This window comes from Marinovum sp. PR37 (genome assembly GCF_028807375.1).
In the GTDB taxonomy this organism is placed as follows: domain Bacteria; phylum Pseudomonadota; class Alphaproteobacteria; order Rhodobacterales; family Rhodobacteraceae; genus Marinovum; species Marinovum algicola.
Window position 1 is genome coordinate 1 of sequence record NZ_JARAML010000025.1, and the last position, 15945, is coordinate 15945.

The following is a 15945-nucleotide window of genomic DNA, read 5'->3' on the forward strand; positions in this document are numbered from 1 at the left end:
TATGCCGCCCCTCAGGGCCATCACCAACTTTCGGCTATATCTCTCCGGCGACAAGAACCCCGAGCATGAATACGGCAAGGGCAACGTGCGGGGTATCATCGCGCCTGAAACCGGCACCGCCGCGCACCTGCCCGGCGCGATCATCCCCACCGTCGCTTTCGGCGTGCCGGGCAATCCACCGATGGCGGTGCTGCTGGGCATCTTTGTCGTCCTCGGTGTGCGCCCGGGCCGGGACATGCTGACCTACAAGCTCGACGAGACCTTCATGATGGTCAATGTCGTGACCGTCGCCAATATCATCGCCGCCGTGCTCTGCCTTGTCTTCCAGCGCTACCTGGTGCGGCTCTGCTTCGTGCGCGCAACGCTTCTGGTGCCCTTCATCCTGGCCGCGATGGTCATGGGGGCGTCCTTCTCCAACCTGTCGCTGGGCGATATCGGCTTCTTCGCCGCCGCCGGCATGGCGGGCTACATCTTCAAGCACATGGACTGGCCCCGCGTGCCAATGGTCATGGGCCTGATCCTGGGCGGCATCGCAGAACCCTACTTCTTTGCCGCATGGGACCGCTATGGCCTGACCTGGCTTTACGAACGGCCCATCGTGCTGATCCTCGAAAAGATGATCCTGTTCATGCTGTTCTCCAAACCGATCCGCCGCCTGCTACTTGACCGGTATGGCAGAGAGGCCAAGGCCAATGACTGATCCTGACGATCTCTCCCCCGAACGCCGTGCCGCCATCGGCTTTGGCAGAAAGGCCGACTGGATCATTGCCGTGACGATCATGGTGATTGCGGTGGTCTTCATCTGGATGCTGCAACCGTTGCCGCAGCGGGCCACGTTTTTCCCTTGGTTCATCACCATCAGCATCCTGATCATCGGCACCGTCTATGGCGTGGGCAAGTTGCGCAACCCGGCGCGCTGGGACGCGGAATACGATCCGGAGGAAGAGGCCGGCGACACCGGCCCGCCCTTTCTTGTCGAGTTCCGCGCGGGCATTCTGCGGGCGCTGGTGGTCTTCGTCTGCCTCATCGCGGGCACCATGGCCTTTGGTCCGAAGCTCGCCGTTCCGGTGTTCGTGACAATCGCCCTCTGGCTCAACAAGGAAAACAGGATCGTCGCCGTGTTGTCAGGCATCGCCTTCTGGCTCGCGATCCATTTCGTCTTCGGCAAGTCGATGTCGATCAACCTGCCCACCGGCTATTTCACCGACGCGCTCGGACTGTAAGGAAGAATGACCATGATAGACGTGACACGATTTGACGACGCCAAGGCCTATGACGCCAAAGGCCATTTCGGAATGACGGCCATGCGGTTGCAGGGGCAGGGGGTGACCGGCCTCGAGGATTACTGGGTGGGCTTTTCCACCTTCCTGCCCGGTGGCGGGGCCGACAAGGCCGCCGCGCCCACCGGCAAGGTCTATGTCGTGCTGGAGGGCGAGATCACAGTGACCACCGCCGAGGGCGACACCGTGATCGGCAAGTACGACAGCTGCTACATCCCGCCCAATACCGAACGGTCGATCGTCAACGCCACCAACCACGCCGTTCAGATGCTCGTCATCTCGCCGAACTGACGCCATGTACGACGCATCCCGGATTAACACCGTCACGGTCATCGGCTTCGGCACCATGGGGCTGGGCATCGTGCAGAACTTCGCCGAGGCCGGGTTCGCCGTGCGCGCCGTGGACCGCTCGCCCGAGCAGTTGCAGCGCGGTAAGGCGCAACTGGCGTCCAGTTTGCGGCTGGCGCAGGAGGAAGGGTTGATCGCCGATCCCGAGGCCGTGCTGGGCCGTGTGTCGGTGTATTCCTTCGACGATCTCGCCGATGCGACCGAGGGGGCGCAGCTTGTGGTCGAAACCGTGCCGGAGGTGCTGGAGATCAAGAAAGAGGTCTTTGCCGCGCTCGATGGTCTGCCTCGTGACGTGCTGATCGGCTCGAACACCTCCAGCTTTACCGTCAGCCAGATGACCGGCGAGATGGCGATGCCCGAACGTGTCGTCGGCCTGCACTATTTCAACCCCGCCCACCTGATCCCCGCGGTCGAGGTACATCACGGGGAAGCCACCGACCCCGCCGCCATCGACGCGGTGATCGCGGTGATGGAACGCGCTGGCAAGGTGCCGGTGCGGGTCCGCAAGGAGGTGCCGGGCTTCATCATCAACCGGCTGACCGGCGCATTGGAACGCGAGGTGGACTTTCTGCTCGACAACGGGGTGGTGACGCCGGAAGACTTGGATGTCGCCGTCCGCGCGAGCTTCGGATTCCGGCTGGCCTGCCTTGGTCCGATGGAGGCCGAGGATTTCATCGGTCTGGATACTTCATGGCGCGTGTCAAATAACGTTTTCAAGGGGTTGAGCAATGCCGACAAGGCGTCACCCGACCTTGGCGAAAAGGTTGAACGTGGTGAGCTGGGCGTGAAATCCGGCAAGGGCTGGTACGATTATGCGGGCCGTACCACGGAAGACATCTGTGCCGAACGCGACCGCAAGCTGATGCGCCAACTGGCGGTCTATCGCAGCAACAACCCGAACACAGGGGACAACTCGTGAAACTTGTCACTTTCGAAATCGCATCGCCTGTGGGGCGCGTCGAACGCATCGGCGCCCTGACCGACGCGGGCATCGTCGACCTGAACCTTGCCTGTGCCGCGCAACTGGCTGCAAGCGGTGACACCGGCCGGCCATTCGAGATTGCCGACGCGTTGCTGCCCCCTGAAATGATTGGCTTTCTGGCCGGTGGCGCGCTCAGCCGCCGGGCCGCCGATGAGGCGTTGGATTTCGTCGCCAAAGGCACCCGCACCGGCCCGGATGGCGCGCAACTGCTCTACGCCGAAGATGCCGTGCGCTTGTTGGCCCCGGTGCCGCGCCCGAACTCGATCCGCGATACGCTTTCTTTCGAAGGTCACATGATCAACTTCGAGCGCCGTACCGGCAAGAAGACCCCGCCGCGCTGGTACGAGGCGCCGATCTATTACAAAGGCAACCGGATGTCGGTGATCGGCCCCGAGGAAGAAGTGCCCTGGCCCGACTATACCGAGAAGCTGGACTACGAGCTGGAGTTCGGCATCTACATTGGCAAGGAGGGTGTGAACATCAGCGAAGAGGAGGCGCCTGCCCATATCGGCGGCTACACCATCTTCAATGACATTTCCGCCCGCGATGTCATTCCCGGCGAGGTGCAGATGTTCCTCGGCCCGGCCAAGGGCAAGGACATGGACCGCGGCAACATCATGGGGCCGTGCCTGGTCACGCCGGACGAGCTGGACGCCGGAAATCTGGAGATGATGGCCCGCATCAATGGCGAGGAATGGTCGCGGTCGAACTCCACCGACATGTACCACAGCTTCGCCCGCATCATCGCCTATATCTCGCGTCACGAGACGCTTTATCCCGGCGATTTCATCGGCTCGGGCACCGTCGCCAATGGCTGCGGCGACGAGATGGAGCGCTGGATCAAGCCCGGCGATGTCGTGGAACTGGAAGTCGAGGGCATCGGCATCCTGCGCAACCGTATTGCAGAAAAGAAGGGCTAGGGAATGAACCCGAGTATCGCCAAACTGTTTGATTTGTCCGGAAAATCCGCCCTGATCAGCGGCGCGACCGGCGCCCTGGGCGCCGCCGCGGCGCGTGCCTTATCGGGTGCCGGGGCGCATGTGACGATTGCCGGGGGCAATGCCGAAAAGCTCTCCGAGATCGCGGAGGAACTCAAGGCTGGGGGCGCAGGTGTGACCATGGTGGAAGGCCGCCCCTCGGATGAGGCCGCCTGCGACGCCATGGTTGCCGCCGCCTGTGCCGAGGGCAGGGGGCTGGATATTCTCGTGCCCGCGTCGGGGACGGCCGCCGTCAAACCGGCCATCGAGATGGACCTGGAGACCTGGGACAAGGTGATGGATGCCAACGTGCGCCAGACCTGGCTGCTGTGCCGTGCCGCGGGCAAGGCGATGATCGACCGAGGGCGGGGCGGGGCGATCATCCCGGTGTCCTCGGTCCGGGCGCGGTTTGCCACGCCCGCGGGCACCAGCGCCTATGGCCCTTCCAAAGCCGCCGTCGACATGATCACCAAGTCGTTGGCCACCGAATGGGGCCAGCACGACATCCGCGTCAACGCCATTGCGCCGACGGTGTTCCGCTCGGAACTCACGGCCTGGCTCTTCGAGGATAACGAGCGCGCCAACGAGGCCCGCAAGGGCGTCTTGTCTCGCATTCCGCTGGGCCGCCTGGCCGAGCCGGACGATTTCGCCGGCGTGCTGATCTTTCTCGCCTCCCCTGCATCCGGTCTGATCACTGGCGAGACGATCAACGTCGATGGGGGATTTTCGGCCAATTGAAGGCGCGGGGCATTGCCGGGTTGCTTTGGTTTGGCCTGCCTTGGCCCGAGCGTCTTGCGTCAAGCTGCCCTTTCGTGCGCAGCGTCGTCCCAAGGAACGAAGGCCGCGGAGCATGCGGGGCGATATGAGGTTGTCGTAATTGTTGCCGCCGGTTTCGGCGCTCTGGGCCGGATGAGCGCTCAGCCGGGGCCGGCCGAGCCGCGTTCGACGATGCCACTTGACAGCAGCTTCTTGTAATAGCCCTCGCCGATGAACAGCCGGGCGTAGCGCACCGGCGCGCCGGCGTGTTCGCGCATCATGTGTTCGGCGCGTACCGCATCGCCGGCGCGGATCGCATCCCAGATGATGACGTGCTGGGTATGCCCGACCGTGATCCGCAGCATTTCGGCCTGCGCCATGCCCTCGACCTCGGTAAAGGCGCCGGGGGCGACAATCGGGATATTGGCGATCTTTTCCAGCCCGAGGCGGACGAAATCATTGTCGCAGGCATCGACGATGGTGGTGTGAAACAGCTCGTTGGCCTCCTGATAGATCGCCACCTCGCGCCGGGTGACGGCGCTGCGGCTGACAATCCCCTCGGTCATGGCAATCGAGCTTTCAATCGCCGCCACGGTCTCTTGCGACGGGCCAAGGCTGGCGAGGCGTCCGGCGGCCAGCGCCTCGAGCGCGGCGCGCACCTCGGAGGCCTTTTCCAGATCTTCGAGGCTGAAGGGCCGGATCTTGTAGCCGCGCCCCTCCAGCTTGACCAGCAGCCCCTCGGTCTCGAGCTGGGCCAGCGCGGCCCGGACCGGGGTGCGCGAGAGGCCGAGGAGGCTGGCCGCGCTGCTTTCCGTCACCCGGTCGGAGACCGGCAGCTCGCCATTCACGATCATCGCCCGAAGCTCGGAGACAGCGGTTTCGACTGCGGTGCCCATATGCGATTTCGGCCCTCTTTGAATACATTTCTTGCCTCGTCATAGCAGCTTGCCGGCCATTTGGTCAAATATGCATCCGTTCTTGAAATACGGATACGTTTATGGTACGAATCTATAAATCGGGAGGGTATCCGAGATTTTTGGATACAAAATGTGCCACGGCAGGGCTGCGGCCATCGCTCCCTTTCGGGCAAATGGAGGACGACGATGCCACTTGGAACCAACAGGATCGCCGAAAGCGGGTTGCCCCTGATCCACGAGATCGGGAATTACGACAGCCTCGGTCCCGGCACGCCGGAAATCCGCCGTGGCGATGCCTTGCGCACGCTGGTCACCTCGCTGTCGGGCTTCCAGAAAGAGGCGCTGGTGTCCTCGCGCCGCTCGGCCAGGACCTGGCGGATGGTGTCGGACGAGGGCAAGTACCTGAACGGGCATGACGCCGCGCCGCCGCCGCTGTCGTTTCTGACCGTCGGCATGATCGCATCCTACATGAACGAGATCACCGCGCTGGCGCGGCGGGACGGCATCGAGATCCGGCACCTGAAGCTGACGCTGGACAATTACTACACCATGACCGGCTCGATGCAGAAGCGCACGATGGTGGGCGGCGCCGAACCGGTGGAATTGCAGGTCGAGATCGATTGCGACCTGTCGGGCGGCGCGCTGACGCAGTTCCTGATGAACGCGGTGCATGCCTCGCCGTTGAACGGGCTGATGCGGGGCGAGCATGACAGCCTGTTCGCGCTGTCGAAAAACGGCGTGGAGCTGGCGCCGAAGACGGTGGCGAAGCTGGCGGCGCCGCTGCTGCCCGATCCCAGCGACGCCGGCGCGCGGGCAGAGATGACGGCGGGGGGCGAGACGCTGCTGGCACCTCTCGGCCTCACCGAGAAGAAGCCGGTGCAAGGGGGCACCGAAAAGGCGGCTTCGTCGCTGTCGGAACATCAGGACCGCCGGCTGAACATCGCCGCCACCGCCGTTCTGCGCGCCGACGGGATGAAGGAAATCCGCCAGCAGCTTTATTCGCCGCATGGCAAGGAATGGCTGTTTCTCTCGGAAGAGGCCGAGGTGGATGGCGGCAGGGGCAGGGCGCCGGATGCGGCCAGCTATATCTCGGCCGGCATCGGCTTTTGCTTCATGACGCAGTTCGGCCGGCTGGTGCCGATGCTGGGGCTCGATCTGCCGCAGTATCAGATCCTTCAGGACACGCATTTCAGCCTTGGCGGCGCCTCTGGCGGCACGGGCAGGGCAGGCGAGGCCGATCCGGTGGAAACCCATGTCTATCTGACCACCGAGGAAAGCGACGCGGTGGCGCAGGAGATGCTCGATCTGAGCGAACAGACCTGTTTCCTGCATGCATTCTGCCGCACCGACCTGAAAACCAAGCTGAAGACGGTGACAAAACCGGCTTCGACTGCCGCAGCATAGGGGGCGCGACATGGCAAGGATTGGCAAGAACCTGATCGCCGACAGCGGGCTTGTGCCGTTTTTCAAGCTGGCCAATGCCGACGAGGTGTCGACTGACGCGCCGGAGAACCGCAAGGGCGACGCGCTGCGCACCTGGGTGCGGTCGCTCTCGGGATTTCAGAAAGAGGCGCTGGTGCGGTCGGCCAGGACCGGCGACACGTGGCGGCTGGTCTCCGACGAAGGCCCCTATTTGAACGGGCATGATGCCGCGCCGTGCCCGCTGGCCTTTCTGTCGACCGGCATGGTGGCGAGTTTCATGAACGAGATCACGGCGCTGGCGGACATCCGCGGTGTCGAGATCCGCAAACTCAAGCTCATTCAGGACAATTACTACACGATGAAAGGCTCGATGCCGAAACGCACCATGGTGGGCGGGGCCGAGAACATCGAGCTTCAGGTCGAGATCGATTGCGATCTGGACGATGCGGCGCTGCATCAGTTCCTGCTGGATGCCACCTATGCCTCGCCGCTCAACGGGCTGATGCGCGGCCAGTTGGAGAGCCTGTTCAAGCTGGGCCGCAACGGCAAGGAGCTGGCGACGGCCAAGGCGGCGGAGCTGGACGCGCCGCTGTTTCCCGATCCGGGGCAGCATTTCGATACTTCGGTGCCGGAGGCCTCGGGTCTGACGCTGATGGAGCCGGTGGGCGCAACGCCGAAGAAAGCGGTTGTGCTGGGCACCGCTTCGGGCGGCTCGTCGCTGGCCGACGAACAGGACCGGCGGCTGAACATCGGGGCGGTGGCGGTGCTGCGCGAGGACGGGATCAAGGAGATCCAGCAGATGCAGTATTCGCCTTACGGCACCTCGTTCCGCTTTCTCAGTTCCGAGGACGGCCGGGCGCCGGATGCCAATACGCTGATCTCGGCCGGCATCGGCTTCTGCTTCATGACGCAGTTCGGGCGGTTCGTGTCGATGCTGAAACTGGATCTGCCGGATTACCGCATCGTGCAGGACACGCATTTTTCGCTGGGCGGTGCTTCGGGCGGCACGGGCAGGGCAGGTGAGGCCGATCCGATCGAGACGCATGTCTATCTTCAGACCGGCGAGAGCGAGGAGACCGCGCAGGAGATGCTGGATATCTCGGAACAGACCTGTTTCCTGCATGCCTTCTGCCGCACCGATCTGAAAACCAAGCTGCGCGTGCGGAGGGTGTGAGATGAAGACCCAGGTCTGCATCATCGGCGGCGGTCCGGCGGGGCTCATGCTCAGCCATATCCTTGATGCCAACGGCATCGACAACGTGGTGCTGGAACGGCAGTCGAAAGACTATGTTCTGGGCCGGATCCGCGCCGGGGTGCTGGAGGCCAACACCGTGCAGATGCTGCGCGATTACGGTCTTTCCGAGCGGATGGACCAGATCGGCAAGCCCAAGGACGGCACGCGGATCCTCTGGGAAAACCGGCCCGCGTTCTTCATCGACGTCAAGAAATGGACCGGCAAGCAGATGATGGCCTATGGCCAGACCTATATCACCGAAGACCTGTATGCCGCGCGCGACCGCGACCGTGGGGCGGTGATCTGCGAGGCCAGGAATGTGGCGCTGCATGAGATCGAGAGCGACAGCCCGCATGTGACCTATGAAAAGGACGGGGTGCGCCATCGGGTGGAGTGCCGGTTTATCGCCGGCTGCGACGGGTTTCACGGGCCGTCGCGCAAGGCGATCCCCGAGCGTTCCCGGAGCGAATATCTGCGCGAATATCCCTTTGGCTGGATGGGCGTCATGGTGGAGCAACCGCCGCTCGACGATTTCATCTATGCCTATCACAGCGAGGGCATGGCGATGGCGGCGCAGCGCAATCCGATGCTGTCGCGGTACTACGTACAGGCGCCGATCACCGACGCCCCCGAGGATTGGAGCGACGAGCGGTTCTGGGACACCCTGCTGCACCGGTTTCCGGCGGATGTCGCGGCCAGGATCCGGACCGGGCCGACAATCGAGAAATCCATGGCGCCGCTGCGCAGTTTCGTCTCCGAGCCGATGCGGCATGGCAGCCTGTTCCTGGCCGGGGATGCGGCGCATATCGTGCCGCCGACCGGGGCCAAGGGGCTGAACCTGGCGTTTTCCGATGTCCATTACCTGCAACGGGCGCTGGTGGCGTTCTTCAAGGACGGGCAGGGCGCGCTGATCGAGCGCTATTCCGACACCGCGCTGCGCCGGGTCTGGTCGGCCGAGAATATCTCGTGGCGGCTGACCAAACTGTTGCACGTGTTTCCGGGGGAAGATGCCTTTGCGCAGAAGATCCGCGAAAACGACTATGACCTGCTTTTGATGTCCGAGGCGGCGCAGCATGCGCTGGCTTACGAATACATCGGCCTGCCGTTCGAGGCGTGAGCGGCGCCATCCCCTCTGGCGCAGGGAGGAGACCGCGCCGGGGGGGCACAAGAAGACTTGTTCAAGGGAGGAAAACATGAACAAATTTACGGCACTCGCAACCGCGGCCTGCATTCTGGCCGCGCCCATGGTGGCCGCCAAGGAGCTGGCGCTGTCCTATTTCATGGGCCCCAATCACCCGATGAACAAGGCGGTGTTCACACCCTTTGCCGAAAAGTTGGCTGAGGTGTCGGGCGGCAAGCTGACGGTCTCGCAGTTCCCCGGCGGGGCGCTGAATTCCTCGCCGCCGAAGCAATATTCCATCCTGCTGGACGGCATCGCCGATGTGGCCTTTCACTTGCCGGGCTATACCGCGCAGCTGTTCCCGGTGACCACGGCGATCACCACGCCGGGCATGTGCGACGATGCGGTCGCCTGCACCGAGGCGATGTGGCGCGCCATCGAGCCGATCGAACAGGAATTCGATGCCAAGCTTCTGGCGCTCTGGGCGAATGATCCGCAGGTGCTATACACCAAGGACAAACCGGTGCGCAGGCTCGAGGACATGGAGGGGCTGATCGTGCGCGTGACCTCGGCCCAGGACATTCCCTTTACCGAGGCGCTGGGGGCCTCGTCGGTGTCGCAGCCGGTGTCGGTGATCAACCAGAACCTGGCCAATGGCGTGGTGGATGGCGTCGCCATCGACCCCTCGGCCACCATGTCGTTCAAGATGCATGAGCCGGCCAATTACATGACCACCAACATTCCCGGCGCGGGCAGCGCCTTTGTCCTGTTGATGAACAAGGGCGTCTACAATGCGCTGTCGGAGGAGGAAAAGGGCTGGGTCGACGAGGCCTCGGGCAAGTGGCTGTCGATGCAGGGCGGTCAGGCCTATCGCGACATGGCCGACCGGGGCATCGAGATCGCGCGGGAGAACGGCGTCGAGATCATCGAGCTTTCCGACGAGGAACGCGCCCGCTGGGACGCGGCAATCCAGCCTGCGATGGACGACTGGCTGGCGAGCGATCTTGGCCAGGGACTGACCGGGGCCGACCTCGAACGCCTGTTCAAGGGCGAGTAGGCCATGAGCGGCGTCAAGACCCAGGAGACCACCGGCCCGGCTGGCCGGTGGTTTCACAGGCTCGCGAACCTCTTTGCCATCTTGGGCGGGATCGGGCTGTTCGCGCTGATGTTGATCACGGTGATCTCGGTGTTCTGGCGCTATGCGCTGCGCGACCCGATCTTTGGCATCGGCGATCTGTCGTCGATGTCGCTGGTTGTCGTCGTGGCCGCCGGGGTGGCCTACGGCGCCGTGCATCGGGTGCATATCAGCGTCGACATCATCTCGGCCTTTGCCGGGCGCGGGGTCAAACGGGTTACCGATCTGATCGTGCGTGCGCTCAGCGTGCTGATCTGCGGCTTTGCGGCCTGGGCGCTGGCGGTCAAGGGCGGCTGCGGGCTGCCCTGCGGGGCGGTGACGCAGAACCTCAATATCGTGCACACGCCCTTTTACTATCTGCTCTCGGCGGCGCTTGCCCTGATGACGGGCTTTCTGCTCTACCAATTGATCCTCGGCCTGAAACATTGGTCGGGCGCGGACCCCAGCGAGGTTGACCTCTGATGGACACCACCACACTTGCCATTCTGGGATTTGCCGCGCTGCTGATCCTGCTGTTCCTGCGCATGTCCGTCGGCGCCGCGATGCTGCTGGTCGGCGCGGTGGGGATCTGGATGATCCGGCCCGCCGCCAGCCTGCCGGTGGTGGCCGGCGAGATCTTTGGCGAGGCGTCGAATTATTCGCTGACCATCCTGCCGCTCTTTATCCTGATGGGCAATCTGGCCGGGATCTCGGGCATGAGCCGCGATCTCTATGACGCCGCGCACAGCTGGATCGGCCATCTCAAGGGCGGGCTGGCCTCGGCCACCATCGTCGGCTGCGCCGGGTTCTCGGCGCTGTCGGGCTCGTCGCTGGCGGCGGCGCTGACCATGGGCAAGGTGAGCCTGCCCGAGATGCAGCGCTATCGTTACCACGACGGGCTGGCCACCGGATCGATTGCCGCCGGCGGCACGCTGGGCATCCTGATCCCGCCGTCCGCGGGCTTCGTGATCTATGCCATCCTGACCGAGGAATCGATCGGCCGGCTGTTCATGGCCGGGGTGCTGCCGGGGCTTTTGCTGACCACGCTGTTCATCCTCGCGATCTATGCCGTGGTGACGCTGAACCCGAACAAGGCCCCGACATCGCGGGGGGCCGAGAGCCTGTCGCAGCGGCTGGCGGCGCTGGGCCGGGCGCTCTGGATCATCGGTATCATCGTGCTGACCATCGGCGGCATCTACACCGGGGTGTTCTCGGCCGTCGAGGCGGCGGGCATCGGCGCCTTCCTGGCGCTGGTCGTCTGTTTCCTGCGCGGCTCGATCACCTGGGCGAGCCTTAGAGAAGTGACCACCAGCACGCTGAAATCTACCGGCATGGTGTTCTTCATCCTGTTCGGCGCCTTCGTCTTCAAGACCTTCGTGGGTTTTACCGGCGTCACATATGCGATGACCCAATGGGTCGAGGCGCAGGGCTTTGGCGCGGCGCAGGTGGTGATTGCGATCCTGCTGGGCTTTATCGTGCTGGGCACCTTCATGGAGGGGTTCGCGATCCTGGTGCTGGCGGTGCCGCTGGTGCAGCCCTTGCTGGAATCGCTGGGCGTCGACCTGATCTGGTTTGGCGTGCTGATGGTGATCGTGCTGGAAATGGCGCTGATCTCGCCGCCGGTGGGGGTGAACGTCTTTGTCGTCAAGGGCATCGCGCCGACGGTCTCGCTCAACACCATCTTTCGGGGCATCTGGCCGTTCTGGCTGGCGATGTTCCTGGCGGTGCTGCTGATCCTGCTGATCCCCAACATCGCGCTCTACCTGCCGAACCGGATGTTCGGCTGACGGGCGGCATGCTGCGTGCCGGGCGGGGCGCCGCCCGGCGGGCTTGGTGGTTCGAGAGCTTTCGGCTGTTCAGGCACTGGCGAGCGCCTTGTCCGCTGCAATCGTCGCGCCACGCAGAATCCGGATTATGGTAAAAAGATACCTCATCCGGCCTGCAAGACCCGGTTGGCCATCACCTCGGCCTTCTCGATCAGCCAGGCGCAATCGATCATGGAGTTCTTCCTCTCCGGCTCGATGGCCAAGGTCCTCACCCTGCTGACCGTGGTCGGCATCCTGATGCTGCGTCCGCAGGTGCTCTTTGCCCTCAAGCTGCGCAAGTGACCCGGAGGTCAGACAGATGAAATCTCACAGCCACGCCTTCCTCTCGCCCCGCGACATGATCGGCTTTGCCCTGCTCGCCGCGGTGCTCTTCGTGGTCTTCCCCCTGCTGCTCGAGCCGTTCCGGCTCAACCTTTTCGGCAAGTACCTGACCTATGCCTTTGTGGCGGTGGGCCTCGTGCTCTGCTGGGGCGTCGGCGGCATCCTGTCGCTGGGCCAGGGCGTCTTCTTCGGCCTCGGCGGCTATTGCATGGCGATGTTTCTCAAGCTCGAAGCCTCGAGCCCCGAGAACACCGCCATCCAGTCGACGCCGGGCATCCCCGACTTCATGGACTGGAACCAGCTCTCCGCCCTGCCCTGGTGGTGGGAGCCGTTCAACTCCTTCGCCTTCACCCTCATTGCGGTGATCGCGGTGCCGGTCGTGTTTTCCTACATCATCGGCGTGGCGATGTTCCGCCGCCGGGTGGGCGGGGTCTACTTCGCCATCATCACCCAGGCCATCGCCGCGATCCTGACCATCCTGATCATCGGCCAGCAGGGCTTTACCGGGGGCGTCAACGGCATCACCGACCTGCGCACCCTGCACGGCTGGGACATCCGCACCGACGCGGCCAAGACCACGCTCTATTTCGTTAACGGCGTGCTGCTCTTTGCGGTGCTCCTTGCCGCGCAATTCGTTCGCCGGTCCAAGCTCGGGCGCTTGCTGATCGCCATGCGCGACCAGGAGGACCGGGTGCGCTTTTCCGGCTATGACGTGGCCAACTTCAAGATCTTTGTCTTCTGCCTTGGCGCGGCCTTTGCCGCCATCGGCGGGGCGAGCTGATCAAGGGCGGGATGGAGAAATACGGCATCCGCAACCCGATCTTCAAACCCTCGCCGATCACGCCGAAATATGACGACTACCTGATCTTCGAGGGTATCTCGGTGGATGAGCATGGTGGTCAGCATTACCTCGACGTGCATGTCGCCTATCGGCAGGCCTGTCTCAACGCCATCGAGTACCTCAAGAAATTCGGCTACACCGGGGCGCAGGCCTATGCGATCCTCGGCACCGCGCCGGTGCAGGGGCATATCTCGGGGGTGGTCGACATCCCGAACGCCTGCGCCACGCTCTGGCTGCCGAACGAGATCTTCGATTTCGACATCATGCCCGGCAGCGATGGCCCGGTGAAGCATCTCGATGGCACGGTCGACATCCCGCTGGCCCCCGATCTCTGATCTCCCGCGGGCGGGCCGATGCGCCCGCCCCATCCGCTTCAGGAGGCTTTCATGCCCTATTACGACTACCTCTGCGACACCTGCGGCCCGTTCACCGAACAGACCAGCATGGCCAATTTCGACCATCCCTGCGATTGCCCCGACTGCGGCGCCTCGGCGCCCCGCGCGCTGTTGCGGGCGCCGATCCTGGCCAACATGGACAGCGCCCGCCGCACCGCCTTTGCCACCAACGAACGCGCCGCGCATGCTCCGAAATCGACCCGCAGCCACGGGCCGGGTTGCGGCTGCTGTTCGGGCAGGAAGAAGCCCTCGCGCACACTGCACCGGCCCGACGGCGCCAAGAGCTTTCCCTCGGCCCGGCCCTGGATGATCTCTCACTAGGGCAGGCTACCGCACCTCGCCCAGCCGTTCGTTGGCCTCGTCGATCTCGCGGAGCCGCCGGCGCCCGTCGCTGCCGGCCTTGAGGGTGGTGCGAGTCACGATCTGGTGGCAGAGCGAGAACACCGAGGCATGGTTGAACTGCGGGCTGGAGGTCTCGATCCGGCAGCGGAAATGCCAGGCCGCGCGGGCGTCGGGCGCCATGCCGTCATCGCTGATCACCACGGTGGTGACGCCGATCCGGGCCAGTTCGGCGAGCAAGGGCTCTGTATTGGCGGCGCGGCGGCGCAGGGCGGTCAGAATGACCAGGTCGTCGGGGGACATTTCGGCGGTGTATTCGCCAAGGCTCTCGCCGGCCTGGGGCAGCACGCTGGCCGAGGGGATCACCTTGAGCAGCTGCCAGTAAAGATAATCCGCGAAGACCCGGCTGATGCGATAGCCGATCAGCCAGACCCGGCGCGCCGACAGCGTGGCCTCGGCCAGCGCGTCGAGATCGGCGGGCGCGAGGCGCTCGAAAGTCCAGGCGACATTGTTCATTTCCTGCTGGAGACTTTGTGACAGCGGGTCTTCGGTCGGCAAGTCCTCGGCATGGGCCAGGAAATGCCGCGAGCCTGTCTGACGTTCCTCGCGGGCAGCGCGGCGGGCGGCCTCGTAGTTCTCGAAGCCGATCCGCCGCACGAAGCGCGAGACCGTGGCCTTGGAAACGCCGCTGAGCCGGGCCAACTCCTGCGCGTCGTAGGAGGCGAGATCGCCGGGGAAATCGAGCAGGAAATTGCCCAGCCGCCGCTCGGCCCGGTGCAGATCGGGAAGCGCCGTCCGAATCCGGGGCAGAAAGCTCGCAGGCGGGTCATCGTGAAACTGTGGTTCCATGGTGCCACTTTGCGCCAGCCGCCCGGGCGTGACAAGCTTTGCCGCGCAGCCCGGCCTCTGCCGCTGATTCGCACGTTAAATGTGATGATTTTCACCCGGTTTCCGCCCAACAACCCGCCAGACTCCCGCCGCAACGCCCGGAATTTGCGCGAAATTCGGGTTCCGACGGGTCAAATTCGTGAAACTGAGATTTCTTTTCTTTGTGAATTTCAAGAGTTGTGGAACCATGGTTTCATCAATCCACGGAAGGGAAACCCCATGTACCGCCGCACTCTTCTTGCCTCGGCAGCCCTCGCTCTCACTGCACTGGCTCTGCCCGCCAGCGCCGAAACCCCCTGGCCGGAGCGCCCGGTCCGCATCCTCGTCTCCTTCCCGCCGGGCGGCTCGTCGGATCTGGTGGCACGGCTCCTGTCAGAAAAGCTTTCGGCCAGTCTTGGCCAGCAGTTCGTCGTCGAGAACAAGCCCGGCGCCGCCGGCACCGTCGCGGCTTCGGCGCTGCAACAGGCTGCGCCCGATGGCCATACGCTGATGCTGTCGAACCTGACGCCGTTCAACGTGGCGCCGATCCGCTTTCCCGACACGCCCTATGATCCGATCGCCGATTTCGACCACATCACCTATGTCGGCACCGTGCACCTCGGCCTCTTTGCCACGCCCTCGCTGGGCGCCGAGGATCTGACGGGTTTCCTCGAGATGGCCCGGGCCGAGCCGGGCAAGTTCGAATACGGCAGCTCCGGCGTCGGCTCCTGGGGGCATATCATCGCCGAACAGTTCCAGGACGAAACCGGAGTCGAGCTGTTCCACATCCCCTACAAGGGCTCGGGGCCGATGCGGCTCGATTTCATGGGCGGGGTGGTGCCGACGATCTTTGACGCGGTGCCGCAGAACCTGCCGGCGGTCGAGGAGGGCACCGCCATCCCGCTTGCGGTCTCGGCGCCCGAACGGATCGCAACCCTGCCCGATGTGCCGACTTTCCGCGAAGCCGGTTTTGACATCCTGGCCGAGAACTGGCTGGGGGTCAGCGCGCCGGCCGGCGTGCCCGACGCGGTCAAGGACAAGCTGGACGCGGCGCTTTCGGAGGCGATGGCCGATCCCGAGGTCATGGCGCAATTCGACAGCTGGGGCCTGATCCGCGCCCCCAAGTCCAGCGCCGAATTCTCCGATTATGTCGAGGCGCAGCTGGCCCAATGGACGCCCCTGGTGCAGGCGGCAACCCAATGAGTG

Annotated in this window: 19 protein-coding genes; 17 read left to right on the top strand and 2 right to left on the bottom strand. The window is 64.2% G+C overall.

Annotation, left to right across the window (positions count from 1 at the left end; translation table 11 throughout):
- The 6 genes from PVW49_RS18200 to PVW49_RS18225 form a co-directional block, all read left to right on the top strand.
- Positions 1 to 700 (top strand): tripartite tricarboxylate transporter permease (locus PVW49_RS18200; protein WP_274591230.1); only part of this gene is annotated, 700 nt, incomplete at its 5' end.
- Positions 693 to 1223: a tripartite tricarboxylate transporter TctB family protein gene (locus PVW49_RS18205; protein WP_274591231.1), complete on the top strand. Its 531-nt coding sequence runs from the start codon at positions 693 to 695 to the stop codon at positions 1221 to 1223. The genes PVW49_RS18200 and PVW49_RS18205, both read left to right, overlap by 8 nt.
- Before the next feature lie 12 nt (positions 1224 to 1235).
- Positions 1236 to 1571, top strand: coding sequence for a cupin domain-containing protein (locus PVW49_RS18210; protein WP_211569010.1), 336 nt, complete (start codon positions 1236 to 1238; stop codon positions 1569 to 1571).
- Between the two features lie 4 nt (positions 1572 to 1575).
- Entirely contained in the window at positions 1576 to 2547 is a 972-nt protein-coding gene (locus PVW49_RS18215) for a 3-hydroxyacyl-CoA dehydrogenase family protein (RefSeq protein WP_274591232.1), read from the top strand.
- Entirely contained in the window at positions 2544 to 3530 is a 987-nt protein-coding gene (locus tag PVW49_RS18220) for a fumarylacetoacetate hydrolase family protein (RefSeq protein ID WP_274591233.1), read from the top strand. Before PVW49_RS18215 ends, PVW49_RS18220 begins: the two co-directional genes overlap by 4 nt.
- 3 nt (positions 3531 to 3533) lie before the next feature.
- Positions 3534 to 4325, top strand: a complete 792-nt coding sequence (locus PVW49_RS18225; protein WP_048534772.1) for an SDR family NAD(P)-dependent oxidoreductase — start codon at positions 3534 to 3536, stop codon at positions 4323 to 4325.
- A 179-nt stretch (positions 4326 to 4504) separates the two neighbouring features.
- On the opposite strand, the gene PVW49_RS18230 is transcribed toward PVW49_RS18225, so the two are convergent.
- The gene (locus PVW49_RS18230) at positions 4505 to 5239 is read right to left on the bottom strand and encodes a GntR family transcriptional regulator (RefSeq protein ID WP_048534770.1); all 735 of its coding nucleotides are present in this window, start codon (positions 5237 to 5239) and stop codon (positions 4505 to 4507) included.
- A gap of 207 nt (positions 5240 to 5446) precedes the next feature.
- On the opposite strand from PVW49_RS18230, the gene PVW49_RS18235 reads away from it, so the two are divergent.
- The 10 genes from PVW49_RS18235 (at position 5447) to PVW49_RS18280 (ending at position 13854) form a co-directional block, all read left to right on the top strand.
- Positions 5447 to 6664: an OsmC family protein gene (locus tag PVW49_RS18235; RefSeq protein ID WP_274591234.1), complete on the top strand. Its 1218-nt coding sequence runs from the start codon at positions 5447 to 5449 to the stop codon at positions 6662 to 6664.
- Positions 6665 to 6674: 10 nt separating this feature from the next.
- Positions 6675 to 7856: an OsmC family protein gene (locus PVW49_RS18240; protein WP_274591235.1), complete on the top strand. Its 1182-nt coding sequence runs from the start codon at positions 6675 to 6677 to the stop codon at positions 7854 to 7856.
- A 1-nt stretch (position 7857) separates the two neighbouring features.
- Positions 7858 to 9033: a 4-hydroxybenzoate 3-monooxygenase gene (locus PVW49_RS18245; protein WP_274563456.1), complete on the top strand. Its 1176-nt coding sequence runs from the start codon at positions 7858 to 7860 to the stop codon at positions 9031 to 9033.
- Between the two features lie 76 nt (positions 9034 to 9109).
- Positions 9110 to 10093, top strand: a complete 984-nt coding sequence (locus PVW49_RS18250) for a TRAP transporter substrate-binding protein (protein WP_048534765.1) — start codon at positions 9110 to 9112, stop codon at positions 10091 to 10093.
- A gap of 3 nt (positions 10094 to 10096) precedes the next feature.
- The gene (locus PVW49_RS18255; protein WP_048534763.1) at positions 10097 to 10633 is read left to right on the top strand and encodes a TRAP transporter small permease; all 537 of its coding nucleotides are present in this window, start codon (positions 10097 to 10099) and stop codon (positions 10631 to 10633) included.
- The gene (locus PVW49_RS18260) at positions 10633 to 11937 is read left to right on the top strand and encodes a TRAP transporter large permease (protein WP_274591236.1); all 1305 of its coding nucleotides are present in this window, start codon (positions 10633 to 10635) and stop codon (positions 11935 to 11937) included. Before PVW49_RS18255 ends, PVW49_RS18260 begins: the two co-directional genes overlap by 1 nt.
- A gap of 165 nt (positions 11938 to 12102) precedes the next feature.
- Positions 12103 to 12258, top strand: coding sequence for a hypothetical protein (locus tag PVW49_RS18265; protein WP_274591237.1), 156 nt, complete (start codon positions 12103 to 12105; stop codon positions 12256 to 12258).
- Positions 12259 to 12274: 16 nt separating this feature from the next.
- Positions 12275 to 13078 carry an urea ABC transporter permease subunit UrtC gene (gene urtC / locus PVW49_RS18270; RefSeq protein ID WP_274591238.1) on the top strand — a complete coding sequence of 268 codons (804 nt, stop codon included), beginning with the start codon at positions 12275 to 12277 and terminating at the stop codon, positions 13076 to 13078.
- 11 nt (positions 13079 to 13089) lie between these two features.
- Positions 13090 to 13473, top strand: coding sequence for an acetamidase/formamidase family protein (locus PVW49_RS18275; RefSeq protein WP_274591239.1), 384 nt, complete (start codon positions 13090 to 13092; stop codon positions 13471 to 13473).
- 51 nt (positions 13474 to 13524) lie between these two features.
- On the top strand, positions 13525 to 13854 hold the full coding sequence (locus PVW49_RS18280; RefSeq protein WP_274591240.1) for an FmdB family zinc ribbon protein: 330 nt from the start codon (positions 13525 to 13527) through the stop codon (positions 13852 to 13854).
- 6 nt (positions 13855 to 13860) lie between these two features.
- Here PVW49_RS18280 and PVW49_RS18285 read toward each other — a convergent pair whose 3' ends face one another.
- Positions 13861 to 14721 (bottom strand): MurR/RpiR family transcriptional regulator, encoded by an 861-nt coding sequence (locus PVW49_RS18285; protein ID WP_274591241.1) that lies wholly within the window; start codon positions 14719 to 14721, stop codon positions 13861 to 13863.
- Between the two features lie 258 nt (positions 14722 to 14979).
- On the opposite strand from PVW49_RS18285, the gene PVW49_RS18290 reads away from it, so the two are divergent.
- Positions 14980 to 15942 carry a Bug family tripartite tricarboxylate transporter substrate binding protein gene (locus PVW49_RS18290; protein ID WP_074838097.1) on the top strand — a complete coding sequence of 321 codons (963 nt, stop codon included), beginning with the start codon at positions 14980 to 14982 and terminating at the stop codon, positions 15940 to 15942.
- The last annotated feature ends 3 nt before the right edge of the window (positions 15943 to 15945 follow it).

Coding starts and splice junctions, on each gene's coding strand:
- PVW49_RS18205 (WP_274591231.1), top strand. CDS start 693: ATGACTGATCCTGACGATCTCTCCCCCGAACGCCGTGCCGCCATCGGC.
- PVW49_RS18210 (WP_211569010.1), top strand. CDS start 1,236: ATGATAGACGTGACACGATTTGACGACGCCAAGGCCTATGACGCCAAA.
- PVW49_RS18215 (WP_274591232.1), top strand. CDS start 1,576: ATGTACGACGCATCCCGGATTAACACCGTCACGGTCATCGGCTTCGGC.
- PVW49_RS18225 (WP_048534772.1), top strand. CDS start 3,534: ATGAACCCGAGTATCGCCAAACTGTTTGATTTGTCCGGAAAATCCGCC.
- PVW49_RS18230 (WP_048534770.1), bottom strand. CDS start 5,239: ATGGGCACCGCAGTCGAAACCGCTGTCTCCGAGCTTCGGGCGATGATC.
- PVW49_RS18235 (WP_274591234.1), top strand. CDS start 5,447: ATGCCACTTGGAACCAACAGGATCGCCGAAAGCGGGTTGCCCCTGATC.
- PVW49_RS18240 (WP_274591235.1), top strand. CDS start 6,675: ATGGCAAGGATTGGCAAGAACCTGATCGCCGACAGCGGGCTTGTGCCG.
- PVW49_RS18245 (WP_274563456.1), top strand. CDS start 7,858: ATGAAGACCCAGGTCTGCATCATCGGCGGCGGTCCGGCGGGGCTCATG.
- PVW49_RS18250 (WP_048534765.1), top strand. CDS start 9,110: ATGAACAAATTTACGGCACTCGCAACCGCGGCCTGCATTCTGGCCGCG.
- PVW49_RS18255 (WP_048534763.1), top strand. CDS start 10,097: ATGAGCGGCGTCAAGACCCAGGAGACCACCGGCCCGGCTGGCCGGTGG.
- PVW49_RS18260 (WP_274591236.1), top strand. CDS start 10,633: ATGGACACCACCACACTTGCCATTCTGGGATTTGCCGCGCTGCTGATC.
- urtC (WP_274591238.1), top strand. CDS start 12,275: ATGAAATCTCACAGCCACGCCTTCCTCTCGCCCCGCGACATGATCGGC.
- PVW49_RS18275 (WP_274591239.1), top strand. CDS start 13,090: ATGGAGAAATACGGCATCCGCAACCCGATCTTCAAACCCTCGCCGATC.
- PVW49_RS18280 (WP_274591240.1), top strand. CDS start 13,525: ATGCCCTATTACGACTACCTCTGCGACACCTGCGGCCCGTTCACCGAA.
- PVW49_RS18285 (WP_274591241.1), bottom strand. CDS start 14,721: ATGGAACCACAGTTTCACGATGACCCGCCTGCGAGCTTTCTGCCCCGG.
- PVW49_RS18290 (WP_074838097.1), top strand. CDS start 14,980: ATGTACCGCCGCACTCTTCTTGCCTCGGCAGCCCTCGCTCTCACTGCA.